Origin of the sequence: Pseudomonas izuensis (assembly GCF_002356535.2) — a bacterium.
Taxonomy (GTDB): domain Bacteria; phylum Pseudomonadota; class Gammaproteobacteria; order Pseudomonadales; family Pseudomonadaceae; genus Aquipseudomonas; species Aquipseudomonas izuensis.
The window spans coordinates 2,349,092-2,373,854 of record NZ_AP017423.2; the positions used below are offsets into that span (position 1 = coordinate 2,349,092).

The 24,763-nt window shown below is 60.7% G+C and carries 20 protein-coding genes; 10 read left to right on the forward strand and 10 right to left on the reverse strand.

Annotation, left to right across the window (positions count from 1 at the left end; translation table 11 throughout):
- The first annotated feature begins 68 nt into the window (after nt 1-68).
- Nucleotides 69-1,370 carry an NAD(P)/FAD-dependent oxidoreductase gene (locus LAB08_RS10615; protein WP_096512251.1) on the forward strand — a complete coding sequence of 434 codons (1,302 nt, stop codon included), beginning with the start codon at nt 69-71 and terminating at the stop codon, nt 1,368-1,370.
- A gap of 52 nt (nt 1,371-1,422) precedes the next feature.
- A complete protein-coding gene (locus LAB08_RS10620) occupies nt 1,423-2,511 on the forward strand; it encodes a polyamine ABC transporter substrate-binding protein (protein WP_096512250.1) in 1,089 nt (362 codons plus the stop codon).
- 97 nt (nt 2,512-2,608) lie between these two features.
- Here LAB08_RS10620 and grxC read toward each other — a convergent pair whose 3' ends face one another.
- Together grxC and LAB08_RS10630 are read right to left on the reverse strand one after the other, a co-directional pair.
- On the reverse strand, nt 2,609-2,860 hold the full coding sequence (gene grxC, locus LAB08_RS10625) for a glutaredoxin 3 (RefSeq protein ID WP_096512249.1): 252 nt from the start codon (nt 2,858-2,860) through the stop codon (nt 2,609-2,611).
- 144 nt (nt 2,861-3,004) lie between these two features.
- Nucleotides 3,005-3,523 carry a carboxymuconolactone decarboxylase family protein gene (locus LAB08_RS10630; RefSeq protein WP_096512248.1) on the reverse strand — a complete coding sequence of 173 codons (519 nt, stop codon included), beginning with the start codon at nt 3,521-3,523 and terminating at the stop codon, nt 3,005-3,007.
- A 134-nt stretch (nt 3,524-3,657) separates the two neighbouring features.
- Between LAB08_RS10630 and LAB08_RS10635 the strand changes: the two genes are divergently transcribed.
- Together LAB08_RS10635 and LAB08_RS10640 are read left to right on the forward strand one after the other, a co-directional pair.
- Nucleotides 3,658-4,470 carry an AraC family transcriptional regulator gene (locus LAB08_RS10635; protein ID WP_096512247.1) on the forward strand — a complete coding sequence of 271 codons (813 nt, stop codon included), beginning with the start codon at nt 3,658-3,660 and terminating at the stop codon, nt 4,468-4,470.
- 6 nt (nt 4,471-4,476) lie between these two features.
- Nucleotides 4,477-4,890, forward strand: a complete 414-nt coding sequence (locus tag LAB08_RS10640; RefSeq protein WP_096512246.1) for a DUF488 domain-containing protein — start codon at nt 4,477-4,479, stop codon at nt 4,888-4,890.
- A gap of 76 nt (nt 4,891-4,966) precedes the next feature.
- Here LAB08_RS10640 and LAB08_RS10645 read toward each other — a convergent pair whose 3' ends face one another.
- Nucleotides 4,967-5,881, reverse strand: a complete 915-nt coding sequence (locus LAB08_RS10645; RefSeq protein WP_096512245.1) for a LysR substrate-binding domain-containing protein — start codon at nt 5,879-5,881, stop codon at nt 4,967-4,969.
- A 104-nt stretch (nt 5,882-5,985) separates the two neighbouring features.
- Between LAB08_RS10645 and LAB08_RS10650 the strand changes: the two genes are divergently transcribed.
- The 6 genes from LAB08_RS10650 to LAB08_RS10675 all read left to right on the forward strand — a co-directional run bounded on the left by LAB08_RS10650 (nt 5,986) and on the right by LAB08_RS10675 (nt 14,114).
- Nucleotides 5,986-7,071: a tartrate dehydrogenase gene (locus tag LAB08_RS10650; protein WP_096512244.1), complete on the forward strand. Its 1,086-nt coding sequence runs from the start codon at nt 5,986-5,988 to the stop codon at nt 7,069-7,071.
- A gap of 223 nt (nt 7,072-7,294) precedes the next feature.
- Nucleotides 7,295-8,905, forward strand: coding sequence for a BCCT family transporter (locus LAB08_RS10655; RefSeq protein ID WP_096512243.1), 1,611 nt, complete (start codon nt 7,295-7,297; stop codon nt 8,903-8,905).
- Nucleotides 8,906-9,047: 142 nt separating this feature from the next.
- A complete protein-coding gene (locus LAB08_RS10660) occupies nt 9,048-10,166 on the forward strand; it encodes an aromatic ring-hydroxylating oxygenase subunit alpha (protein ID WP_096512242.1) in 1,119 nt (372 codons plus the stop codon).
- Between the two features lie 54 nt (nt 10,167-10,220).
- Entirely contained in the window at nt 10,221-11,669 is a 1,449-nt protein-coding gene (locus tag LAB08_RS10665; RefSeq protein WP_096512241.1) for an NAD-dependent succinate-semialdehyde dehydrogenase, read from the forward strand.
- Nucleotides 11,670-11,733: 64 nt separating this feature from the next.
- Nucleotides 11,734-12,705 (forward strand): PDR/VanB family oxidoreductase, encoded by a 972-nt coding sequence (locus LAB08_RS10670; RefSeq protein ID WP_096512240.1) that lies wholly within the window; start codon nt 11,734-11,736, stop codon nt 12,703-12,705.
- A 323-nt stretch (nt 12,706-13,028) separates the two neighbouring features.
- Nucleotides 13,029-14,114 (forward strand): PAS domain-containing protein, encoded by a 1,086-nt coding sequence (locus LAB08_RS10675; protein ID WP_096512238.1) that lies wholly within the window; start codon nt 13,029-13,031, stop codon nt 14,112-14,114.
- A gap of 38 nt (nt 14,115-14,152) precedes the next feature.
- On the opposite strand, the gene LAB08_RS10680 is transcribed toward LAB08_RS10675, so the two are convergent.
- The 7 genes from LAB08_RS10680 to LAB08_RS10710 all read right to left on the reverse strand — a co-directional run bounded on the left by LAB08_RS10680 (nt 14,153) and on the right by LAB08_RS10710 (nt 24,582).
- Complete coding sequence (locus tag LAB08_RS10680) at nt 14,153-15,316, reverse strand: alpha-hydroxy acid oxidase (protein ID WP_096512237.1); 1,164 nt, start codon at nt 15,314-15,316, stop codon at nt 14,153-14,155.
- Nucleotides 15,316-16,875: an acetolactate synthase large subunit gene (locus LAB08_RS10685; protein ID WP_197706302.1), complete on the reverse strand. Its 1,560-nt coding sequence runs from the start codon at nt 16,873-16,875 to the stop codon at nt 15,316-15,318. The genes LAB08_RS10680 and LAB08_RS10685 overlap by 1 nt, the downstream gene beginning before the upstream one ends.
- Nucleotides 16,872-18,218 carry an MFS transporter gene (locus tag LAB08_RS10690; RefSeq protein ID WP_096512236.1) on the reverse strand — a complete coding sequence of 449 codons (1,347 nt, stop codon included), beginning with the start codon at nt 18,216-18,218 and terminating at the stop codon, nt 16,872-16,874. The genes LAB08_RS10685 and LAB08_RS10690 overlap by 4 nt, the downstream gene beginning before the upstream one ends.
- Nucleotides 18,219-18,439: 221 nt before the next feature.
- A complete protein-coding gene (locus LAB08_RS10695; RefSeq protein WP_096512235.1) occupies nt 18,440-20,011 on the reverse strand; it encodes an arylsulfatase in 1,572 nt (523 codons plus the stop codon).
- A 408-nt stretch (nt 20,012-20,419) separates the two neighbouring features.
- Nucleotides 20,420-22,636, reverse strand: a complete 2,217-nt coding sequence (locus tag LAB08_RS10700; RefSeq protein ID WP_096512234.1) for a DUF3604 domain-containing protein — start codon at nt 22,634-22,636, stop codon at nt 20,420-20,422.
- A gap of 39 nt (nt 22,637-22,675) precedes the next feature.
- Nucleotides 22,676-23,674 (reverse strand): HupE/UreJ family protein, encoded by a 999-nt coding sequence (locus LAB08_RS10705; RefSeq protein ID WP_096512233.1) that lies wholly within the window; start codon nt 23,672-23,674, stop codon nt 22,676-22,678.
- Nucleotides 23,674-24,582: a peptidyl-prolyl cis-trans isomerase gene (locus LAB08_RS10710; RefSeq protein ID WP_096512232.1), complete on the reverse strand. Its 909-nt coding sequence runs from the start codon at nt 24,580-24,582 to the stop codon at nt 23,674-23,676. The genes LAB08_RS10705 and LAB08_RS10710 overlap by 1 nt, the downstream gene beginning before the upstream one ends.
- Nucleotides 24,583-24,763: the final 181 nt, after the last annotated feature.

A 24,763-nucleotide genomic window follows, 5' to 3' on the forward strand; every position in this document is an offset into this window, starting at 1 on the left:
CTCAAACCATTCATGCGATGAGTGCATACAGATTTGCGGTTGCGCAACGATAGTCGAAGAGGTGATGCATGGAAAACAAATGTGGCTGGATCGCACAGGCCGAGGATTCTCCGCTGCGCGCGTCCTTGAACGGTACGCAACAGGCCGATTGGCTGATCATCGGCGCCGGTATCACTGGCCTGTGTGCCGCGCACTCACTCGCGGAAATGCATCCCCAGGCGCGCATTGTGGTCGTCGACAGGCAACGCGCTGCGCAAGGGGCATCGGCGCGTAATTCGGGATTCGTCGTGGCCCACGAACATCCGACTACCGCAGAGCTGCAAGGCAATGCAGGGTTCGCCGGTTTCCAGGTGGACACCTCGATTTCCCGCGCTGCCAGCGATGAAGTGCGCAAGCGCATCGCCCGGCATGGCATCGAATGCGATTTCCGTGAATCGGGTTACTTCTTTGCCGTCAGCGACCCGCGCAAATTGACCGATGTCGAGGCCAAGTTGCAGACGCTTCGCGCCGTCGGTGCCTCCGCGCAGTTTCTGCAAGGTGAACAACTGAATCAGAAGTTGGGCACCGAGCATTACAAAGCCGCGATCTGGTGCGGCAATGGCAACGCCTTGCTGCAACCGGCGAAGTACGTGAAGGGGTTGCTCGATGCACTGCCGGAAAAGGTGAGGTTGTTCGAGAACACCGAGATCATCGGTTTGCAGCGCATGGGCAATGGCCGGATACGCGCCAGCGGCATCAATGGCTACATTGAAGCCAAGCAAGTGCTGGTCTGCCTGAACGCCTTCATTCCCCGTTCGGGCATCAGCGACAGCGGCACCTTCGCGATGGAACTCAGCGCCAGCCTCACCCGACCGCTCAGCGAAGAGGAGTTTCAAGCCATTGGTGCGCCGAAGTCCTGGGGCGTGCTGTCGACCCGGCCGTTGGGCGCCACGGTGCGCCTGACGCCGGATCGGCGGGTGATGATCCGCAACACCGCCGAATACCGTGCACGGGACTTGTCCCTCAGTGAGCTGGCGGTGCGCCGCCAGCACCATGTGCTGGGTTTGCAGCGCCGGTTTCCGATGCTGGGCGAGCAGGACATCCAGTACACCTGGACGGGCCACCTCAGCGCGTCACGCTCCGGGCAAGCGTATTTCGCCAAGGTCGAGGAGGGCGTGTTTGCCGTGGCCGGCTGCAATGGCTCCGGTGTGGCACGGGGCACGTTGTGGGGACGGCTACTGGCGGAACTGGCGTCGGGCGGCAGCTCGCCCCTGCTGCAGTCGGTCATGGAGCGTGCCCGGCCCGGCTGGCTGCCACCCAAGCCCTTGCTCGATATCGGTGCCATGCTGCGCATGCGCATCGAGACGGCCCGGGCCAAATCAGAAATCTGAAACACCACCTGTTACCCACAATAAAAGCACTTCTGCACGAAGGTGATCGAACATGCGCGTCAATACAATTTCCCTGGTGGCCTTACTATCGACCTGTTGCGCGGCCGCTAACGCCGACGAAACCGTGAACATTTCCAACTGGAACGGCTACATCGCCGACGACACCCTGACCACCTTCACCAAGGAAACGGGGATCAAGGCCACTTACGACATCCACGACAGCAACGAAGTGCTGGAGTCGAAGTTGATGACGGGCAACACCGGGTATGACGTGGTCAGTCCGTCGAACCATTTCCTGTCGCGCCTGATCAAGGCCGGCGCCATCCAGAAACTCGACAAGAGCCAGTTGCCGAACTGGAGCAACCTGGACCCGGCGCTGATGAAAAAGCTCGAGGTCAACGACCCCGGCAACCAGTACGGCTATCCCTACATGTGGGGCACCGCGGGCATCGGCTACAACGTCGAGAAGATCAAGGCGATCTTCGGCAACACCGATGTCACTCATTCCTGGAGCCTGTTTTTCGACGAAGCCAACATCAAGAAACTCAGCGAATGCGGCGTGGCGATCATCGACAACCCGACCCAGGTCCTGCCGATCACCCTCAACTACCTAGGATTGCCACCCCACAGCCACGAGCCTGCCGATTACAAGAAAGCCGAACAGGCGCTGCTGAAGATCCGTCCGTACGTGCAGTACTTCCACGCCTCCAAGTACATCAGCGACCTGGCCAACGGCAACGTCTGCGCGGTGATCGGCTTCAACGGCGACATCGTGCAGGCGGCGGCCAGCGCCAGGGAAGCAAAAAACGGCATCGACATTGCCTACTCGATCCCGGACGAAGGCTCCACCCTGTGGTTTGACATGGTGGTGATGCCCAAGAGCGCACCCCACGAGAAGAACGGCTACACCTACATGAATTACCTGCTGCAGCCGCAAGTGATCGCCAACATCAGCAACAGCATCCACTACGCCAATCCCAACAGCGCAGCGGATGCCTATGTGGTGCCGGCGGTGAAACAGGACCTGGCGATCTACCCGCCGAAAACGGTGATGGACAAATTGTTCACCGTGGAAGACCTGCCGGCCTCCATCGCACGCTTGACCACCCGGTTGTGGACCAAGCTGAAGACCAATACCTGAATCAAAGGTGACGCACTGATTTTGTGCTCGACACAGCGCCCCTGTAGGAGCGGGCAAGCCCGCTCCTACAGGGGTTGGTGGATGGTTCGAATTCGGCTCAAGCCAGCATCGACATCAACCCGCCCTGGCGATCCAGTTTGGCCAGGTCGTCGAAGCCGCCGATGTGCGTGTCGCCGATGAAAATCTGCGGCACGCTGCGTCGTCCACTGCGGTCGAGCATTTCTTCGAGTTTGCCGGGTTCGCGCTGAATGTTGATCTCTTGCATCGCGATCCCTTTGCTGGCCAGCAGCGATTTGGCACTGCGGCAGTAAGGGCAGGTGTCGGTGGTGTACAGGGTCACGGTATTCATGTGCAATCTCCTTTGATTTTGCATTCCCTGTAGGAGCGAGCTTGCTCGCGATGGTCGTAAACGATAACGCGTGCTGACTGGATGAGCGCGGCGTTCTCGGGTTCATCGCGAGCAAGCTCGCTCCTACAGAAAACATGGCGTTGATCAAGCGTCGATGGCCGGAAAATCGACAGCGGTCAGGGCGACGTTGTTCAGGTAGTTGGTCAGCGTCTGCGAAGCCACGTGGGCGATCACTTCAATGATTTTGGCGTCATTGATCCCGGCGACGCGGGCGGCGGCAATCTGCTCGCTGCTCAGGTGGCCACGGCTTTCGGTGAGCTGTCGGGCGAGCAGGGCATAGGCGTCGAGTTGGCCTTGCCGGGCGCTGAGAATCTCCTGGCTGGACAGCCCGGCCTTGCCGGCAAACAGTGTGTGCGCCGCCAGGCAGTAGTCGCAGCCATTGACCTGCGAAGTGGCGAGGAAGATTGCTTCCTTCTCCGTGGCGCTCAGGGAGGTCTTGCCCAGTGCCGCCGAATTTTGCAGATAAGAGGCGAGCACGGCAGGGGCTTGGGCCAGTACCCGGAATACGTTGGGCAGGAAACCGATTTTCTTCTGCACACCTTCCAGCAAAGGGCGGGTGGCGTCGGTGGTGTGTTCCAGGCTGACTGGGGTAATGCGGGTCATGGTGATTCTCCGTTATTTGAAGCGCGACAGGCGCTGGGTACGGAGCTCATGCTAGTGAGGTGCACTGGTCAATTGGATGCAAATCGTCGACGATATGCGACAGATCGTCCAGAACCGCGCCCGGGAGCCTGCCCATGGATCGCTTGTCCACCTTGCTCACGCATTTCGGCGTCAACGCCGGCACCTTTCACAGCGGTACGTTTTGCGGCACGACGGCCTTCGACGGCAGCCAGGCGTGCGGTCATGTGCATTTGCTGCAGGCCGGCGAGGTCGTGCTGAAACTGGCCGATGAGCGCGAGTTGCGCCTCACCGAGCCGACGTTGATCTTTTTCCCCCGGCCGTACCGTCATCGCTTGTTCGCCACGCAAGATTCCGCCACGCAGTTGGTGTGTGCGTCGCTGAGTTTCGATGGCGGCTCGGGCAATGCCCTGGCGGCGGCGTTGCCGGAATATCTGATACTGAAACTCGATGAAATCCCGACCCTGGCCAGCACCCTGGAGTGGTTGTTCAACGAGGCGTTCGATGGCACCTGTGGGCGTGAAGCCGTGATGGACCGTTTGTTCGAACTGCTGGTGATTCTGTTGCTGCGGCACATTCTGAGCACGCGCAACCAACAGCCGGGGATGATGGCCGGGCTGGCCGACCCGCGTCTGGCGCGGCCCTTGAGCCAGATGCACGAAGCACCGGGCAAGGCCTGGAGCGTGGCGCAGCTGTCGGCCCTGGCCAACATGTCCCGGGCCAGTTTCGCCGAACACTTCAAGCGTGTGGTCGGCCAGGCACCGGTGGATTACCTGGTGAGCTGGCGCATCAGCCTGGCACAGAAACGCTTGCGCGAAGGCAAGCCGATTGCCCTGATCGCCGAAGAAGTCGGCTACGAAAGTCCTTCGGCCCTGGCCCGGGCGTTTCGCCGCAAAACCGGGGTCAGTCCGCGTGAGTGGAAAGGGTGAACGATCATGATTCAGTGCAAACGTGTCTGCGACCCTGTCGCGCCGGAAGACGGGCGGCGAATTCTGGTGGACCGTCAGCGGCCGCAGGATTGCCTCAAGGCATCAATGCCTTCCGATGCCTGGCTGCCCGACGTCGCGCCCTCGGCTGATTTACACCAGGCGTTCATCGCTGGGCAGTTGGATTTCGCCGGGTTCACGCAAGCCTATCGCCGGGAACTGGCCGCCCGGCCGGCGCATTGGTGGGCACTTTTGCACTACGCGCAAACAGGCATGTTGACGCTGGTGTTCACAGCGGATGACCCGCTGCAAAACCCTGCCGTTGTACTCGCCCAATGGCTGGAAGAGGAGCTGGATCGATTCCAGGGCTCCAGCTCGCCGGTGTGTTATCGGGATGAGTTTCCAGAGAGCGGCGAACTTTAAGCGCTCGGCCTAACGCTGACGTTGATCCCGCCAGGACGAATGGGGGCTGCGCTGATTGATTTCAGGCGCCGCTGATTCAGGTGTCCGGGAGGCTGTAACGCTCGGCGAAGTATTGCCGCAGGCATTCAACCGCCACCCGCACCTTGGCCGAAGTGGCCAGGGGTGCGGTGTACACCGCCCAGATGTCAGCCGGCTGAATATACTCGGGCAATACCTGCACGAGGCGCCCGTCCTCCAGACTGTCGTACACGTCCCACCACGAGCGCAGCAAGATGCCTCTGCCATCGATGCACCACTGGTGCACCACTTCACCATGATTGGACGACAGGGGGCCCGTCACTTTCACCTGTTCCTCACCCTCCGGCCCTTGCAGGTGCCAGACCCCGAAGGGGTGATCGCGTTCCTTGATCACCAGGCAATCGTGTGTGGCCAGCTCCGCCAGTGTGCGCGGTGTGCCGTGCCGTTCCAGATACGCCGGCGCGGCGCAGAGTACCCGGCGATTGCGCGCCAGCGGCTTGGCGATGAGGTGCGGATCGATTTCGTTGCCGACCCGCACGTCGAGGTCGAAGCCTTCGTCAATCAGGTCGATCAGGCGGTCCTGTACATCGAGGCGGATGTCGAGTGTCGGGTAGCGCTCGGCCAGTTCCGAGAGGGCAGGGGCGACGAAGCGCCGGCCCAGTCCCAGGCTGCTGGCGATACGCAGCTGTCCGCTGGGCTCGCGGTGCAGCGTACTGACGTCATCGCCCATGCGCTGCACCGAGTCGAGGATGCGCAAGGCCCACTGGTAGATACGCTCGCCATCGTCACTCACCGACACCCGGCGGGTGGTGCGATGCAGCAGGCGCACGCCGAGGTTTTGCTCGAGCAGGCGAATGCGCTTGCTGATGAAGGCGGCGGACATGCCCAGTTCGGAGGCGGCGCTGGAGAAGCTGGAGCGACGGGCGACATGGACGAAGACGTTGAGGTCTTCCAGGTTCGGTAGATTGTTCACAGTTCGGATAATAAGTATCAACAGTTGCGCTGATTATACTTGCGTCGTCAACTTATAGCATGCCCGGCATCACATCCAACCTCTGATCCAACAAGGGTGCCAGCATGAACAAGACATTCAGAATCGCCGCGATTGCCGGTGACGGTATTGGCCTGGAAGTACTGCCGGAAGGGCTACGCGTAGTCCAGGCGGCGGCCCGCAAATTCGGCCTGGCACTGGAGTTCGAACACTTCGAGTGGGCCAGCTGCGACTACTACCTGGAACACGGCAAGATGATGCCCGATGACTGGTTCGACCAGCTCAAGGGCTTCGATGCCCTGTACTTCGGTGCCGTGGGCTGGCCAGACAAGGTGCCCGACCACATTTCGCTGTGGGGCTCGCTGCTGAAGTTCCGTCGCGACTTTGACCAGTACGTGAACATTCGTCCGGTGCGCCTGTTCCCCGGCGTACCGTGCCCGCTGGCCGGCAAGCAGCCGGGCGACATCGACTTCGTGGTGATCCGCGAGAACACCGAAGGCGAGTACTCCTCGCTCGGCGGCCGCATGTTCGAGGGCACCGAGAACGAGTTCGTGCTGCAGGAATCGGTGTTCACCCGTCGTGGCGTCGACCGCATCCTCAAGTACGCCTTCGACCTGGCACAGACCCGTGAGCGCAAGCGCCTGACCTCGGCCACCAAGTCCAACGGCATGGCCGTGAGCATGCCTTACTGGGACGAGCGCACCGCCGCCATGGCCGCCAATTATCCGGACATCACCTGGGACAAGCAGCACATCGATATCCTGTGCGCGCGTTTCGTGTTGCAGCCGGAACGCTTTGATGTGGTGGTGGCGTCCAACCTGTTCGGTGACATCCTCTCCGACCTCGGCCCGGCTTGCGCCGGCACCATCGGCATCGCGCCGTCGGCCAACCTCAATCCGGAACGCAAGTTCCCGTCGCTGTTCGAGCCGGTGCATGGCTCGGCACCGGACATCTTCGGCCAGAACATTGCCAACCCGATTGCCATGATCTGGTCCGGCGCACTGATGCTGGAGTTCCTCGGCCAGGGCGACGATCGCTATCGCGCCGCCCACGACGAGATCCTCAAGGCCATCGAGCAAGTGATCGCCAACGGCACCGTGACCCGCGACATGGGTGGCTCGCTGTCCACCCAGGCGGTCGGTCAGGCCATCGCCGAAATCATCGGAGGCTGATCGCTGAAGCGTTTGCGCCACTGTTGGCGCAAGCGCTCAGCCGACACGCTGCTCTTGCGCTGCGTGCTGAATATCTGCAAACTGTTAACCGTTGGGTAGCTGTTAACCAACGGTTAACGAAAGGGAAGTCGTCAACCTGTATTAACGCTGCACTTTCCTTCCGAGTCGCCTGCCTGCGTCGGATGCGAGATTTAAATAAAAAAAACGTCCCAGGAGACGCCTGATGTCCCACAAGAATAAAAAGGTCGATGTGTTCCTGATCACCATGAGCTTGATTGCGGTACTGCTCACGGTAATCGGACTCGCGGCATTCCCCTCCGAAGCGGAGAAAGCAGCGAACCAGTTGTTCGAATTTTCCACCCGTACTTTCGGCACCGCCGTGCAAATGCTGATCTTCGGCAGCTCGCTGGCTGTGCTCTACATCGCCTTCAGCAAATACGGCAACATCCGCCTCGGCAGCGGCAAGCCGGAATACTCCACCGCCACGTGGGTGTTCATGTTCATCTGCGCCGGCATGGGTTCCTCCACCCTCTACTGGGGCGTGATGGAGTGGGCCTACTACTATCAGACGCCGGGCCTGAACATCGCCGCGCAATCCCGTGAAGCGCTGGAATACAGCGTCAGTTACTCGTTCTTCCACTGGGGCATCAGCGCGTGGTCGATCTACGCCCTGGCGTCGCTGGCGATGGCGTATCACTTCCATGTGCGCAAGAAGAGCGGCCTCAACCTGGCCTCCATCATCGAAGCGGTCACTGGCTTCAAGGCCACAGGCCCGGTCGGGCGCATCGTCGACCTGATCTTCCTGCTGACCATGATGGGCGCGTTGACCGTGTCCCTGGCGCTGACCGCGTCGACCCTGACCCGTGGCCTGTCCGGCCTGGTCGGGATTCCCGATACCTTTACCCTGCAAGTGACGGTGATCGGCCTGATCGCCGTGCTGTTCTCCCTCAGTTCCTACATCGGCATCGACGGTGGCCTGCAGAAGCTCAGCAAGATCGTCTGCTACGGCGCACTGCTGTTCGCGGCCGTGGTGCTGCTGGTCGGTCCGACGCAGTTCGCCATCAACAACACCGCCAATGGCATTGGCCTGATGATCCAAAACTACGTGCACATGAGCCTGTTCACCGATCCGGCCGGCGATGGTGAATTCACCCGCAACTGGACCGTGTTCTACTGGCTCTGGTGGGTGTCCTACGCGCCAGGCGTGGCCATGTTCGTGACCCGGGTTTCCCGCGGTCGGCAGATCAAGGAAGTGGTGTTCGCCCTGTTGATGGGCGGTAGCGTCGGTTGCTGGTTCTTCTTTGGCGCGCTGGAAAGCTTCAGCATGCACCAGTTCATCACCGGCGCCATCGACGTGCCGAAAATCCTCACCGAACAAGGCGGTGAAAGCGCGGTGCAAGCGCTGATCATGTCGCTGCCGGTGGGCAAGGTGTTCCTCGCCGTGTACCTGTTCATCATGGCGGTGTTCTGCGCCTCGCACATGGACGCAGCTGCCTACGCCGTGGCAGCCACCAGTACCCGCAACCTGAAGGAAGGCGACGACCCTTCGCCGACCCATCGCCTGTTCTGGTGCATCACGCTGACCCTGGTGCCATTGGCCATGCTGTTCGCCAAGGCATCGCTGTCGACCATGAAGACCGCCGTCGTGTTGACCGCCATCCCCTTCACCCTGATTCTGCTGGTCAAGGTCTACGGCTTCTTCAAGTGGATGCTGCAGGACTACGGCCACGTGCCGGCGCACCGCATCGAAGAGGAAGCCGCCGCCATGGCTGCGCAGCAACCGGTGGCCAAGCCTGCGGCAACCCACGGCGCTGAGCCGGTGGCCGTGGCCTGATGATCCTGGGGTCGCGCCGTCTGCCCGAAGACAGCGCGACCGACAGGCTTTTTTTTGCCTGTCTTGTTAACCATCGGGTTGCAGTTAACTGATAACTAAAGTCCTGCGTTCAGCGCAGGTCATTGAGAGCCTGGAGACACCCATGACTGATTTCGAACGTTTGCCCGCTGATTTCTGCAGCGATCCTGCGCGCGCTTTCACCATTCCTGCCAACTTCTACACCAGTGCGTCAGTCTTCGAACACGAGAAGGAAAAGATCTTCGCCAAGAGCTGGATCTGCCTGGGGCACCGCAGCGAAGTCGCGGAAAACAATGCCTACATCACCCGTGAAGTGATCGGTGAAAGCATCATCGTGATCCGTGGCCGCGACAGCGTACTGCGCGCCTTCTACAACGTGTGCCCGCACCGTGGCCACCAATTGCTCGAAGGCAGCGGCAAAGCCAAGAACGTGATTGCCTGCCCGTACCACGCCTGGACCTTCAAGCTGGACGGCGAACTGACCCACGTGCGCAACTGCGACCAGGTCGAAGCCTTCGACAAAGGCGACTTCAGCCTGGTGCAACTGCGCGTCGAGGAATATGCCGGCTTCATCTTCGTCAACATGGACCCTGACGCCGGTAGCGTCGAAGACCAATTGCCGGGCCTGGAAGCCCGTATGCGCAGCGCCTGCGGTGTCATTGATGACTTGCAGCTGGCGGCACGTTTCGTCAGCGATACGCCGGCCAACTGGAAGTCCATCGTCGACAACTACATGGAGTGCTACCACTGCGGTCCGGCGCACCCAAGCTTTGCCGACTCGGTGGACGTCGGCCAGTACGTCCACACCATGCACGGCAATTGGTCTTTGCAGTACGGCATCGCCAAGTCGTCGGAGCAATCGTTCCAGGTCGACGAGTCGGTCACCGATCCGTCCTTCGCCGGTTTCTGGGCCTGGCCGTGCACCATGTTCAACGTGCCGCCGGGCGCCAACTTCATGACCGTGATCTACGAGTTCCCGGTCGACGCCGAGACCACCCTGCAGCACTACGACATCTACTTCCTCAACAAGGACATCACCGAGGAACAGCAGAAGTTGATCGACTGGTACCGCGAAGTGTTCCGTCCGGAAGACCTGCGCCTTGTGGAAAGCGTGCAGAAGGGCCTCAAGTCCCGCGGCTATCGCGGCCAGGGCCGGATCATGGTGGACAAAGAGCGCAGCGGTATCAGCGAGCACGGTATCGCGCACTTCCACAACCTGATCGCCGTGTCCCACCTCGACTGATAAAGCACGCGCCGCAGGCCCCAGGGGCCTGCGGCCGTTCGCGGAGTACCTTGCGTGAAACTCAATGATTGCAACCTGTTCCGCCAGCAGGCCTACATAAACGGGCGCTGGTGTGACGCCGATAACGGCCGCAGCGTGGACGTTCACGACCCGGCCAATGGCGAACACCTGGGCCACGTGCCGTTCATGGGCGGCGCCGAAGCGGTGCGCGCCATCGAGGCTGCCGACGCCGCGCTGGAAGGCTGGCGGGCCAAAACCGCCAAGGAACGCGCGCAGATCCTGCGCCGCTGGTTCGAGTTGCTGCTCGAACACGAACAAGACCTGGCGCAACTGATGACCTTCGAGCAGGGCAAGCCGCTGCACGAAGCGTTAGGCGAAATCCGTTACGCGGCGTCGTTCATCGAGTGGTTCGCCGAGGAAGGCAAGCGCATCTACGGTGATGTGATTCCGAGCCCGGCGGCGGACAAACGCCTGCTGGTGATCAAGCAGGGCATCGGCGTCTGTGCGGCCATTACCCCGTGGAACTTCCCGGCCGCGATGATCACCCGCAAAGCCGCGCCGGCCCTGGCCGCCGGTTGCACACTGGTGATCAAACCGGCCAACGAGACGCCATTCTCCGCCCTGGCGCTGGTCGAGCTGGCCGAGCGCGCCGGCGTGCCGGCAGGCGTGATCAACGTGGTGACCGGCGATGCCCCGGCCATTGGAGCCCAGCTCACCGGCCACCCGCTGGTGCGCAAGCTCAGCTTCACCGGCTCCACGCCGGTCGGCCGCCTGTTGATGGGCCAATGTGCCGAGACCATCAAGAAAGTGTCCCTGGAATTGGGCGGCAACGCGCCGTTCATTGTTTTCGAGGACGCCGACATCGAGGCGGCGGTGGAAGGCGCGCTGGTGGCCAAGTACCGCAACGCCGGGCAAACCTGCGTCTGCGTCAATCGCTTCTACGTGCATGGCGCCGTTTACGAGCGTTTCACCGCTCGCTTCGTCGAGCGTGTCCGCGAGCTCGACGTCGGTCATGGCTCGGCACAAGGCACGCAAATCGGTCCGTTGATCACTGACAAGGCCGTGGCCAAGGTGCAGGGCCTGATCGACGACGCCACCGCCAAAGGCGCCGAACTGCTGCTGGGCGGCAAGCCTCATGCGCTGGGTGGCAACTTCTTCGAGCCGACTGTGCTCGGCGGCATCCGTCCGGGCATGGACCTGTTGCAGGACGAAATCTTCGGCCCGGTCGCCGCGCTGGTGCGCTTCTCCTCCGATGACGAAGTGATTGCCTTGGCCAACGACACGCTCTACGGGCTGGCGGCGTATTTCTACAGCCGCGACATCGCCCGGGTGTTCAAGGTCGCCGAGCGTCTGGAATACGGCATGGTGGGCGTCAACACCGGGCTGATCTCCAACGAGGTCGCGCCGTTTGGTGGCATCAAGCAGTCCGGCCTGGGGCGCGAAGGCTCCAAGTACGGCATCGAGGACTATCTGGAAATCAAGTACCTCTGCCTGGCGGTCTGAGCCCGGCGAGGTTTTACCGGGGCGGCGCGGCCGCTGCCGCCCCGTGTTGCAGTTGAGGTGAATCATGGCCAATACATACGAAATGTTCAGCGTGCGGGTGTCCGCCGTGGAACAGGCAACACCACAGATCAAGCGTTTTACCCTCGCACGCGAGGATGGCCAGCCGATGCCGGCGTTCACCGGCGGCAGCCATGTGATCGTGCAGATGAAAGGTGCCCAGGGGCAGGTATTCAGCAATGCCTACTCGCTGATGAGCGACCCGCGAGACCTGAGTCACTATCAGGTCGGCGTGCGCCTGGAAGAGCAGTCCAAGGGCGGCTCTGCGTTCATGCACCAGCAAGTGGAAGTCGGCAGCGTGCTGACCATTTCCACCCCGAACAATCTGTTTGCGCTCGATCCAACGGCCGGTCGCCACGTGTTGATCGCCGGAGGCATCGGGATCACGCCGTTCCTGTCCCAGCTACATGAACTGCAAGGCGCTAGCGTGCCTTACGAATTGCACTACGCATTCCGCAGCCCGGAGCATGGTGCGTTTCAAGGCGAGCTGGCCGACGGCCCGCATGGGCAAAACGTCAGCTTCTACATTGACAGCCTTGAGCGTCGCCTGGACCTCGCCGCGCTGTTCGCCGGCCTGGCCGATGACGCCCACGTCTACGTCTGCGGCCCGAAACCGCTGATCGACGCGGTCATCGAAGGCGCGAAAAAAGCCGGCATTGCCGACGCACGCGTGCACTTCGAACAGTTCGCAGCCGCACCTGTCAGCGGTGGCGCCTTCACCCTGGTGCTGGGCCGTTCCGGTCGCGAACTGCGGGTGGAAGAGGGCATGACCATCATTCAGGCCATTGAAAACGTCAAGGCCGCCCAGGTTGACTGCCTGTGCCGCGAAGGCGTCTGCGGTACGTGCGAGACCGCCATCCTCGAAGGCGAGGTGGAGCATTTCGACCAGTACCTGTCCGACGAAGAAAAGGCCTCCCAGCAGACCCTGATGCTCTGTGTCTCCCGGGCACGGGGCGAGCGGTTGGTGATCGATCTCTGAGTGTCGTGGGCGCGGGCTTATTGGCTGAGCGCGTTTCACTGTAGGAGCGAGCCTGCTCGCGAAAAACCTGAGATCGCCGCGGGGAGTCAGGCAGCCCGCGTCATCGTTGACCACCATCGCGAGCAGGCTCGCTCCTACAGGGTTTGATCTGGCCGCCAGGGATCCCTGTAGGAGCGAGCCTGCTCGCGAAAAACCTGAGATCGCCGCGGGGAATCAGGCAACCCGCGTCATCGTTGACCACCATCGCGAGCAGGCTCGCTCCTACAGGGAACGGTTGACTCCTGTGTATACTGCTGTCCCCGGCACCCCGCACAGGACCGAACATGACGGAAAACAGCTTCGCCTTCCGCCTGAAGGAATTGCTCGAACTCAACAAGCTGACGCTGCAAGTCGTGGGCACAGCGCTGGGCATCTCGCGCACCTCGGTTCACAAATGGACCCGTGGGGGTGAGATCGATTACGACAACCTGCGCAAGCTGGCGGACTTCCTCAAGGTCAATTGGATCTGGCTGCGTTACGGCGAAGAAGCCCTGCGCGATGTGCAGGGCGCCGCAACTGTCGAATTGCCGATGACTGACCTGCGCCGCCGCTACACTACCCAGATCATGGAAAGCGAAGAACGCATGAAGCTGGCCCAGGAAGGCGCACGCATCGTCACCTGGGAGTGGAACCTGATCAGCGACGAGCTGACGTATTCACCCAACGTCGAAACGGTGTATGGCTGGCCGGTCCATTCCAACGAGGATTTCTGGCGCCACCTGCCGCCGGAAGATGTCGCCGCGATGCAGGCCATGTACCAACGCGCCATCAACGAGGGCAGCGGCTGTGAATTCGACTTCCGGATCTTCCAGCCCAATGGCGAGATGCGCTGGATCTCCTCGCGGGCGACAGCGGTCAGGGATGCGGTCGGGCGAACGGTGAAGATCGTCGGCATCAGCATGGACAACACCCCGCGCATGATCATCGAGGAAGAACTGCGCATCAGTGAAGAGCGCTTCCGGGCCATCTTCGAGCTGACCTGGGGCGCCCTGGCCTATATCGGCCTGGATGGCGGCTGGCAACGGGTCAATGGCAGCCTCTGCGAATTGCTGGGTTACAGTGCCGATGAGTTATACGGCATGACCTTCCAGGCACTCACCCATCCTGACGACCTGCCGAACAACCTCCAGTTGCTGGACCAGCTTCTGGCCGGCCATATCGAGCGCTACGTGGTTGAAAAACGCCTGCGCCGTCGCGATGGAAGCTACCTTTGGGTCCGGGCGCGTACCTCGCTGCAGCGCCAACCTCAGAGCGGCTTGCCCGACCACCTGATCAGCGTCTTCGAAGACATCAGCGCCGAATGCGTCGAACGTGAGCGCCTGCAGGCACGCATCGTGGAACTGGAAGCGCGTTTGACCGAGCGCGCCTGACACAAGGCCGGCGCGCATTTCGAGTCTTCCTGGATGGGTTAACCGAAGGTGCCGGGCAACAGGATACCGCTGTTGACCTTTTGCACATCCGTAACGCCGCAGAATGCCATGGTCAGGTCCAGTTCCTTGCGGATGATCTCCAGGCACTGGCTGACGCCTGCCTCGCCCATTGCCCCCAGACCGTACAGGAAGGCGCGGCCGAGGTAGACCCCCTTGGCGCCGAGCGCCAGTGCCTTGATCACGTCCTGCCCGGAGCGGATGCCGCCGTCCATGTGCACTTCGACCTGCTCACCGACCGCTTCGACGATGGCCGGCAAGGCTGCGATCGAGGAGGGTGCGCCGTCGAGCTGGCGACCGCCATGGTTGGACACGATCACCGCGTCGGCTCCGTGTTGCACGGCCAGGCGTGCATCTTCGGCATCGAGGATGCCCTTGATGATCAACGTGCCGCCCCATTGTTGCTTGATCCATTCGATGTCGGCCCAGCACAGGGTCGGGTCGAACTGTCGGGCGGCCCAGTGCGCCAGGCTGGCCGTGTCGCTGACGCCGCTGGCATGCCCGAGAATGTTGCCGAGGTTGCGCCGCGACGTGCCGAGCATGCCGTGGCACCAGCGGGGCTTGGTCATCATGTTCAGGAGGTTGGGGAGGGTGAGCCGGGGAGGGGCCGAGAGGCCGTTGCGAATGTCCTTGTGGCGTTGCCCCGGTACTTGCAGGTCGAGGGTCAGCACCAGCGCCGAACAGCGCGCAATCCTGGCACGCTCGATGAGCTGACGGATGAAACCGCGGTCGCGCATCACATAGAGCTGGAACCAGAAGGGTTGGCGGGTGTGGGCGGCGATGTCTTCGATCGAGCAGATGCTCATGGTCGACAGCGTGAAAGGCACGCCGAACTTCTCGGCTGCCCTGGCCGCGAGAATCTCGCCGTCGGCGTGCTGCATGCCGGTGAGCCCGGTGGGTGCCAGGGCGACCGGCATGGCGACTTTCTGGCCGGCCATCATGGATTCAAGGGTGCGATTTTCCAGGTTGACCGCGACGCGCTGGCGAAACTTGATGCGTTCGAAATCATCGCTGTTGGCACGATAGGTCGATTCGGTCCAGGAACCGGAATCGGCATAGTCGTAGAACATGCGCGGCACGCGCCGCTTGGCAAGCACACGCAAGTCTTCGACAGAGGTAATGACGGGCGTCCCGGAACGGATCATCAGGCAATCACCAACTCGATCAGGAAGGGGCCGGGTGTGCGATTGGCCTGGGCAAAGCGTTCGTTGAACTGCTCCAGGGTGTCGACACGTGCAGCCGCCACGCCCATGCCGTTGGCGAGTTGCACCCAATCCAGGTCCGGATTGCCGATATCGAGCATGTCCAGCGCGGTCTTGCCGGTGGTGGCGCCTACGCTCGCCAATTCGTGCTGGAGAATGGCGTACTTGCGATTGGCCAGGACAACGATGGTGACGTCGAGCTTTTCCCGGGCCATCGACCACAGTGCCTGCACGGTGTACATGCCCGAGCCATCGGCTTGCAGCGCGACGACCCGCCGGTCCGGGGCGGCAATGGCCGCGCCGAGGGCCATTGGCAGGCCGTCGCCAATGGCGCCGCCGGTGACCTGCAGCCAATCGTGCGGCGCGGCGTTGAGGGTGCCGGGATAGAAGGCGTGGCCGAAGCTGACGCTTTCATCAACGACGATGGCGTTTTCCGGCAACAGCGCATTAAGGCTTTGCGCCACGGCCTGGGAGGTGATGGCACCGCTGCCGGGTTCAGGGTTGGCCGGCAGGGCGGCGGTCGATGTCAGTGGCGGCGCGTTCAGTTCGTCCGCCAGGCGCGCCAGCGCGTCGGCCAGGTCTTCTTCGGGGCGGGCCAGCACATGGACGACCGCATCGTCCGGATAAGGACGCGGCGACTTGCCAGGGTAGGCGAAGAACGTCGCCGGTACCGGCGTACCGACCAGAATCACGTTGGCGATGCCTGCCAGTTTGGTGCGGGCCATGTCGCCGAAGTAGGGCAGGCGTTCGACGGCAAGACGCCCACGGCCACGGGCCACCCGCGGGTTCATGGTGGTCGACAGCAGGCGTGCATCGGTGGCGGCGGCGATGCGGTGGGCACTGCCCAGGGCATCCTGTTCCAGCGCGCGTCCGGCGAGCAGCAGCAAGGTCGGTTGGCCGCTGCGCAATACACGCGCCATTTGCGCCACCACGTCCGGCGCGACCTTGGGCGTCGGGATCGGCGCCAGCGGCTTGGCCACCTGGCCGCCCGCATCCCAGCAGACGTCCGACGGCAGGATCAGGCTGGCCACGCCGCACGGTGCGGCACTGGCGGCCTGTATCGCGGTGGCGGCTGCCGTGCCGACCGAAGCGGCGGTGGTGGCGGTACGTGTCCACACCGAAACCGGCCGGGCCCAGCCCTCGGTGTCGGCGGTCAGCGGGGCGTCGAACGGGCGGTGGTAAGTGGCCTGGTCGCCGATGATATTGACCACCGGCGTGTTGGCGCGCTTGGCGTTGTGCAGGTTGGCCAGGCCGTTGGCCAGCCCGGGCCCGCAATGCAACAGGGTGGCCGCTGGCTTGCCTTTGATGCGGGCATAGCCATCGGCCGCACCGGTCACCACGCCTTCGAACAGGCAGAGCACGCAATGCATCCCGGGAATGCGATCCAGGGCCGCGACAAAGTGCATCTCACTGGTGCCGGGGTTGGCGAAGCAGGTATCCACACCGCCGTCGAGCAGGGTCTGCACCAGGCTTTCGGCGCCGTTCAGCGAATTCTCGTTCATGCTTGTTCCTTGGTCGGTTTCTGATTGCGACGCTCATTGAGGCTGTGTGCGGGAATTCCGATCAGCAGTGCCAAGGCACCCAGTACGAGCAAAGTGGCGATCACGTCGAAGGCCAGGTACAGGTCGCCGGTCGAGGTCTTGATCGCGCCGACCATGGCCTGGCTGGTGACACCGGCCAGGCTGCCAAGGCTGCTGATGATGGCAATCCCGCCCGCGGCACCGGCTGCATTAAGGAAGGCCGGCGGAATCGTCCAGAACAGTGGTACAGCGGACAAGGCCGCCGCCGCGCCCAGCGTCAGAAGCGCTATCGACAGCATGGCGTTGCCCTGGGCAAAGCCGAGCAGGGCGAAACTGCCGGCGCTGACCAACATCGTCAGACCGAGGTGCCAGCGTCGTTCCAGATGGCGATCGGAGCTGCGGCCGAGCAGGTACATGCCTGCCATTGCGCTCAGGTAGGGCAGGCTGGTGACCATGCCGATGGTTTTCAGGTCGGTCAGGCCAAAGTCGCGAATCAACGTGGGCATCCAGTAGGACACCGTGTTCGAACCGCTGTAGATGCAGAAGTACACCAGCCCGGCGATATACAGCCTGGGGTTGCGCAGCACCTGGCTAAAACCGCCCTGGGTCTTGCCGGGCTCGGTTGCCAGCGCAGTGGCCAGCGTCTGTTTCTGTTCCGGGCTGAGCCACTTGGCTTGCCCCGGTGTGTCGGTCAGCCAGAACCAGCCGAACAGGCCGAGCACAATGGCCGGGATGCCCGTGAGAACGAAGAGCATCTGCCAGTCATGCAACCCCAGCCAGCCGTGGAGATGGGTCATGATCGCGCCGGCCAGGGGGCCGCAAATGATCCCGGCGACGACGCCCGACATCATGAAGGCTGCCGTAATGCGACCACGCAAGGCGGCAGGAAACCAGTAAGTCAGGTACAGGATCACGCCGGGAAAGAAACCGGCCTCCGCCATGCCGAGCAGAAAGCGTGCGGCGATGAGCTGGTTGGCCGTCGTGACGAACGCAGTCGCTACGGTGACCGCGCCCCACAACACCATGATCCGGGTGAGCGTGGCCCGGGCACCGACGCGCTGCATGTACAGATTGCTGGGCACTTCAAAGAGGATATAGCCGAAATAAAAGATCCCGACGCCGATGCCATAAGCCGCATCGCTCAACAGGATATCTTCGGCCATGCGCAGTTTGGCGAAGGAAATATTGATGCGGTCGATGGCGTTGATGATGAACGCGACCAGCAGAAAGGGCATCAAGCGCCAGATGATCTTGCGATAGAGACTCGCCAGATCGACGTCAGGACGTGCCCCGGCGAGCGGCAAGCTTTGTTCGAGTTGATTCATGGAATGATCCCTGCGCGAGTACGCGACTTGTGGCCGTCGCTCTTGCGTGCAACCGTGTGCACACCCCGCATGGATACTGCCCCGCGCTTGGTCGTTCCTCACCCTCTCCAAACGGGGGGGCGCGGAGAAAACGTAAAGGGGACAGATTTATTTTTTCAGAAAGATAAGGCATTGGAGTAGAAAGCGTCCGCCTATAGGCGGACGCTGGAGAGCAGGTCTTTCTATTTCTGCTTCATTTTCTCCGCAATCTGCTTGTCTACCTCTTCGCGAATCTGATCGATGCTGAAGCTGGCCGGACGTTGGCTTGGCGGGTAATCGACAAAGGTCTGCAAGAAGGCTGCGGCTTTTTGGGTTCCCTCAAACAGCAGGTAGTCGTTCTTTGTCAGCCAGTCATAGTATTGATCAGACACCACATCGGCGCGCTCGTAGGGGTCCATGCGCAAGTTGAATAGCTTCGGCACGCGCAGGCAGGTAAAGGGTTCGCTCCATACCTTCAGCCCGCCCGGTGCGCGCTGTTCGCAGTAGACGATTTTCCAGTTGTCGTAGCGCATGCCCACCAGAGCGCCATCATCGTTGAAATAGTAGAACTCGTTACGCGCGCTTTGGTTGGTCTTCCCGGTCAAGTAGTCCAGTTGGTTGAAACCATCGAGATGGACCTTGAAGTTCTTTCCTCCGACATCGGTGCCCTTGAGCAGGCGGTCCTTGATATCAGTGTCTCCCGCTGCGGCCAACAAGGTAGGGAACCAGTCCAGTCCGGAGAACATTTGACTGGACACAGCGCCAGCCTTGATCTTCCCAGGCCAGCGGACCATCGCCGGAACCCGGTAAGCACCTTCCCAGTTGGAGTTTTTCTCATTGCGGAACGGTGTGGTCGCCGCATCCGGCCAGGACCACTGGTTAGGACCGTTGTCGGTGGTGTAGATCACGATGGTGTTGTCGGCGAGCTTGAGGTCGTCGATGCTCTTGAGCAGCTTGCCCACGTCGCCGTCATGTTCGAGCATGCCGTCGGCGTAATCATTGCCGGCCATGCCGCTCTGGCCTTTCATCGAGTCGCGTATATGGGTGAAAGCATGCATGCGCGTGGTATTCATCCAGACGAAAAAGGGCTTGTCCGCCTTGGCCTGTTTTTCGATGAAGCTGATGGCGGCCTGAGTGGTCTCGTCATCGATGGTTTCCATGCGTTTGCTGGTCAGTGCACCTGTGTCTTCGATCTTGCCGTCGGCGAAACTATGGATCACCCCACGAGGCGAGGCTGCCTTGAGGAATGCCGCATTATTCTTCGGCCAGTAGGGGCGCTCAGGCTCCTCTTCGGCATTGAGGTGGTAGAGGTTACCGAAGAACTCGTCGAAGCCGTGGTTGGTGGGAAGGTATTCGTCCTTGTCCCCCAAGTGATTCTTGCCAAATTGCCCGGTTGCATAGCCATGGGCCTTGAGCGCCTGGGCAATCGTCACGTCCCTTGCTTGCAAACCGACTGGCGCGCCTGGCATCCCCACCTTGGAAAGACCTGTGCGCAGGGGCGACTGCCCCGTAATAAAGGTCGAGCGTCCTGCCGTGCAACTGTTCTCGGCGTAGTAATCGGTGAACTTCATGCCTTCCTTGGCAATTCGATCAATGTTCGGCGTTTCATAGCCCACCACGCCGTCGGCGTAGGCACTGATGTTGGTCTGACCGATGTCGTCGCCGAAGATCACCAGAATGTTGGGTTTGTCGGCCGCTATAGCGGTCCCTGATAACGTGAAGAGCGAGGTCGCCACGAGGGCGATTTTGGGAAGCCACTTGCGTACGCATGTCATTTGACTTGCTCCTTTGCCGGTGGATCGCATGCTGCAACTGATATTTTGTTCAGTCCTGCCTCTATGCAGATTGTTGCCGGCTTGAGTGCGGCGGTATCCCGGATGTGTTCGACGCGTATCGGCAACCCTATCGACGATAGCCCAGACGAGAGCGTTGCTAGGTAGAAGGCTTGAACGGAGGGTCAATAAGGCGATTAACGGTAGAGCTATGGAGTATTCGAGTGCGGAGTTTGTGCCTGTTTTTTGAGTTGTAAGACACATGAAGCTACTAATGGGCTATCAGTGAATTGCTTCGGTTTTTTAATCAATGAGTGACCGCTATTGGCTGTGGATTCAACCGGTCGATGCAACACAACTAAATTCTGTGAAGGCAGAAGGCGTGTTGCATATGAAGCAGAGATCTCGGCGCTACTTGACCTCCTCAACCTCATAATTCACATAGCCGAACTCGTTGCTGCGAGCCGCCATGTATTTGCCGTTTTGCTCGAATACCGTGGCCTCGAAGGGTGTGCCGCCGAATGTTGTCACTAGGTGCCCGTCCTTGATTTCATATTTGGCCGGTACACCAAACTGACCGCCATGCAGCATGTTCAGGTATTCCCCTTGCGCAGGTGGATTGCCATCGACGCTGGCGACCAGGCGTTGGCCGTCAGTGCCATAGACGATTTCGAATGTCTGGCCGGTGACGGTATTGCGCACCTTGATGGTTTTGCCCACTACGAAGGCTTGCAACTGCTCGTTGGAGAGCGCTTTGGCGCCTTCGGTTTTCAGTTGATCGATGGTTTTGCCGCCAGCGACAGACTGGCTGTCCTCGGCTGTCGGCGTGTACCAGATCGGTGAGGTCCACGCGCGTTCCTGAACGGTTGACGAGACGTCGGCCGGCGGCGGTACTTGCAGCTTGGCCGCGTCATAGGTGCTCCAGCGCGGAGTCGGGATCTGTAGCACGCGGGCGTAGTAGAACGCGTGCTGGGTCGGATCGAAATCCGGATCGACCCAGACTTTTTTCAGCTCGGTGGCACCGATGGTATTGGTGTAGGTTGCCTTAGAAACATCGACCGTCGAGCCGACCGGCGGGACTTTGCCGGTGACCGGGTCCAGTTGGCGATCACCGGACCAGGCAACGTCGTAGATCTTCTCGAAGGTCTGGCCATTTTTGGTCCAGCCCTTGATGATCTGGATTCGGTCGAGGTTGCCATCGTCGACATCCTTGACCGCCCACACAACGAAGGACGGCACCTGTTTGCCCTGTTTTGCCGGCAAGTCGGCACCCATGGGAACGCCTTTGGCGTAGGCGGCATGCACCCAGTCTTTTTCGTTCCACACACTGTTGTCGAAACCCCAGCCACCAAACATGCGCACGGGGATGCGCACGCCGCTGGTGCCGTAGACCTCTTTACGCTTCATGGCATCGAAGATCGATTCACGGGTGTTTTCTTCGGCCCAGACGCCGGCCAGACCGGAGGTGCTGGTTTGCAGGGCAATCATGCCCGAGTTCTGTTTGCCGGAAAGACGCGCCGCCGGGGTGCTGTCGGTAAAGCCGTGGGAGCCGAAGTTGTAGCTCTGCGAATAAGGAATCACCCCATTGTGCGAGTCGCTGGCGCCGACCACGCCCATTTTGTAAGGGTTGTATCCACGAGCTTGCTGCAAAGCCATGCCGTTTTGCCAGGCTTGCCTGATGTAACTGCCATTGAGTTTCGACGTGCTGTTGTCCATGCCAAGCAGGAAACTCATGACTTCATAATTGGCAAATTCGTCTGTAGGCGACAGTTCCGGGTGGGTTTCCGAGGTGCCCTTTACCTGGTGAATTTCGGTGAGGGATTCATTGCGCATCCGCGACTCGGCCCAGGCGGCATCGATGGGGCGGCCACGGTCATCGACGTCCACCGGAAACATCAGGCCGTTGCTGAGGTTGGCATTGTGGGAGATCGCCAGCACCTCATTCCCTTTTTTGCGTTGATCGTCCATCCAGCCCCACAAATCTTCCGGTTTGTCCGAATCGAGGGCCGTGAAGGGCAGGTCTGGCACTTTCTTCGAGTCGCGGAAAAACACATTGCGGTGCATGTTTTGATTGTTGGGGGCTGAAGTCCATTCATAGGCGACAAACGTGGTGAATTTTCCGGGCTTGTAGTACTTGTCAGCGATGGCGATGCTCTGCTGCCAGATATTGCCGGCGACCTTCGGATCGATCAGCTCCTTGATCGGGTGGCTCAAGCTGCCGGCGATCCATTTGAACACCCGGTTGAAATCTTCCGGGGTTTTGACAATCAGCTTTTGCGCGATGGGCAGCTTGCTGAAGTCTGAGTTCGGATCGTTGGCCAAGGCGATCACGCCCACGTATTCCGAGTGGTCGGTCACGCCATGGAAATCCAGCGGGCGACCCTTGAGTTGTACTTCAAACCCCATTGGATGCTTGATCGGCATTCCAAGTGAGTATTGGTACGTCTGCTCGGGATCGACCTGGTGGTTGCCGATCAGGTAGGCATCGATCGACCAGGAGCTGTGCGAGTGCGTCTGGCCAAAGTAAACCTCGCGATCCGGGTTGCCCTCTGCCAATGCCAGCGCGCTGACAGTTAACACGGCGCAACCGAGCAGTGTTGGCGCGGTGAAGTGTGTAGGGTTTTTCATATTCCACGTCTCCGGAATACGGCAATGACAGGGTGCAACTCAGGACAAGAAACTCGAGACTCTTTCGAAAAACCAGAAGGCAGCCAGCGTGCCCAACCCGTAAGAAGCAATCGGTCGGGCATACAGGACTGCGGGTCGTGGCAGTCGACAACGCAGCAACAGCGCGCGCAGGCTCAACACGACGGCGACGAACATCAGTTGGCCGATCTCGACGCCAACATTGAAGGTGAACAGCGCCAGCGGCAGGTCGCGTTGCGGCAAACCGATTTGCGCCAGCGCACCGGCAAAACCGAAGCCATGCAACAAGCCAAAACAGAACGCCACCACCCATGGCCACTGGAGGGTGAAACTGGTTTCGTCACGGTTCTTGCGGGCGATTTCCACCGCCAGCAACAGAATGCTCAACGCAATCGTCGCTTCCACAGGTGGGCCGGGCAGCCGCACCGCACCCAGTGTAGCGAGTGCCAGGGTGATGGAATGGGCGAGGGTGAATGCGGTGATGGTCTTCACCAGCATCCAGCCATTACCCACCAGCAACAGGAGACCAAAGACGAACAGCAGGTGATCGAAGCCCCCCAGGATGTGTTGGATGCCATGAACCAGAAATATACCGGCCACCGAGAACGCTCCCGGCGTGGCAGCAATCTCAATCCAGGGATGCGCTGGGTGGACGAGAGTGGTCGCCAGGCTGCCGTCCAGGCGCGAGACACGCACCAGCACATCGGTGATGCTCGCTTGCAGGCCGACGAATTCAATACGTTGTCCGACCAGTCCAGCGGGACCGGCATCAATGATCCGACGCTCGATCAGTGAATCGTTCAGTTCGCTTTCCACGGGCTGTACGACAGTGCTCACACCTTCGGCAAACCGGAGCGCAATCGGCAATCGCATGCCTGAAAGCACAGGCGTGCGCCACAATACGTCATAGCGCCCGGCGGCCGTTTCGTTGAGTTCCAGGTAAGCGGGGCGCGACTCATGGGCAATGGCCGTTAGCCCTACGAACCAGAGCATCAGCAGCAGCCATACCGTGCACCGCATCACGGCCGCTCCGTGAGTGTGGCGGCAATCGCACCGGCGGAAGCCGGTATCATAACCTCGACCTTATAGCGTGCTCTCAATGCATCGAAATTCGCGCGTTTCGATGCACTGCGTTGTTCGGACAACCAATCGGACTTGACCTGCTGGGCCACGGCTTCGAAGGGCGGAGGAGGTGATTTGGCCAGCGCATCAATCCAGACCAAATGCCAGCCAAAACCCGACTCCACAGGCCCCACCCACCCCCCCGGCGTTTGCTTGAACAATGAAGTGGCGAACGTTGAACCAAAGACCCGCGCCACCTGATCCTGGGATTGTTCTGTGTAGGCGTTTTTAAACATGAATGCATCGCCTTCACCACTGTTTTTGTCTGACAGTCCACTTAGTGCGGACTGAGCCTGCGCTTGCGCATCGGCACCGCGTTTGTCCAAGGCGAAAAACAAATGATGGAAGGTCAAAAGTGGCGGCGGGGCATATTGGTCCTGATGCTGGTTGTACCAGGTCTCAAGTACACCGGGTGCCGGTTCGCGAAGTGACGCTACATCCTCGGCGAGGAAGTCCATTTTTTGCGCCAGTCGGCGGCGAATAATCGTGTCGTCTTTATCCAGGCCAAGTTTCAGTGCTTCGCGATAGAGGATTTCCTCTTTCACATACTCATCAATCAGGCCCTGCAATTGTTGCTCCGATGCGGGTCGTTGCCATCGCGCCAGCCAGGAAATCGCGATCCGCTGAACAACTTCAGGAGTGATTTCGATGCGTTGCGGATCCTGATCAAGGGTTGAGCGGTGTAAACCTCCGTACATTACAAAGAGCGCAAAACCGGCGATTAGAAAGTGCAATAACGGCTGGCGAAGGCATCGCTTGATTAACGGAATTCGAGATTCTTTCGCTTCACATACACCCAAGTTCATGACTTATTGCCCCACGTTATACTGCGAGTAGTTTTCGCAGCAGAGTGGAGTATTACTGCTGTACCGGAACTTTCCACCAAGGCTAATCACGATAGGCACTAAGGCTTAGTAGCAATCGGATTAACCATTTCTCCAGGGCCGTCCAGTCTTGCACCTATACAGCCCGGGACGGAGCGCCCAT

Coding starts and splice junctions, on each gene's coding strand:
- LAB08_RS10690 (WP_096512236.1), bottom strand. CDS start 18,218: ATGAATCAACTCGAACAAAGCTTGCCGCTCGCCGGGGCACGTCCTGAC.
- LAB08_RS10670 (WP_096512240.1), top strand. CDS start 11,734: ATGGCCAATACATACGAAATGTTCAGCGTGCGGGTGTCCGCCGTGGAA.
- LAB08_RS10630 (WP_096512248.1), bottom strand. CDS start 3,523: ATGACCCGCATTACCCCAGTCAGCCTGGAACACACCACCGACGCCACC.
- grxC (WP_096512249.1), bottom strand. CDS start 2,860: ATGAATACCGTGACCCTGTACACCACCGACACCTGCCCTTACTGCCGC.
- LAB08_RS10655 (WP_096512243.1), top strand. CDS start 7,295: ATGTCCCACAAGAATAAAAAGGTCGATGTGTTCCTGATCACCATGAGC.
- LAB08_RS10640 (WP_096512246.1), top strand. CDS start 4,477: ATGATTCAGTGCAAACGTGTCTGCGACCCTGTCGCGCCGGAAGACGGG.
- LAB08_RS10675 (WP_096512238.1), top strand. CDS start 13,029: ATGACGGAAAACAGCTTCGCCTTCCGCCTGAAGGAATTGCTCGAACTC.
- LAB08_RS10660 (WP_096512242.1), top strand. CDS start 9,048: ATGACTGATTTCGAACGTTTGCCCGCTGATTTCTGCAGCGATCCTGCG.
- LAB08_RS10710 (WP_096512232.1), bottom strand. CDS start 24,582: ATGAACTTGGGTGTATGTGAAGCGAAAGAATCTCGAATTCCGTTAATC.
- LAB08_RS10705 (WP_096512233.1), bottom strand. CDS start 23,674: ATGCGGTGCACGGTATGGCTGCTGCTGATGCTCTGGTTCGTAGGGCTA.
- LAB08_RS10700 (WP_096512234.1), bottom strand. CDS start 22,636: ATGAAAAACCCTACACACTTCACCGCGCCAACACTGCTCGGTTGCGCC.
- LAB08_RS10615 (WP_096512251.1), top strand. CDS start 69: ATGGAAAACAAATGTGGCTGGATCGCACAGGCCGAGGATTCTCCGCTG.
- LAB08_RS10635 (WP_096512247.1), top strand. CDS start 3,658: ATGGATCGCTTGTCCACCTTGCTCACGCATTTCGGCGTCAACGCCGGC.
- LAB08_RS10620 (WP_096512250.1), top strand. CDS start 1,423: ATGCGCGTCAATACAATTTCCCTGGTGGCCTTACTATCGACCTGTTGC.
- LAB08_RS10695 (WP_096512235.1), bottom strand. CDS start 20,011: ATGACATGCGTACGCAAGTGGCTTCCCAAAATCGCCCTCGTGGCGACC.
- LAB08_RS10680 (WP_096512237.1), bottom strand. CDS start 15,316: ATGATCCGTTCCGGGACGCCCGTCATTACCTCTGTCGAAGACTTGCGT.
- LAB08_RS10685 (WP_197706302.1), bottom strand. CDS start 16,875: ATGAACGAGAATTCGCTGAACGGCGCCGAAAGCCTGGTGCAGACCCTG.
- LAB08_RS10650 (WP_096512244.1), top strand. CDS start 5,986: ATGAACAAGACATTCAGAATCGCCGCGATTGCCGGTGACGGTATTGGC.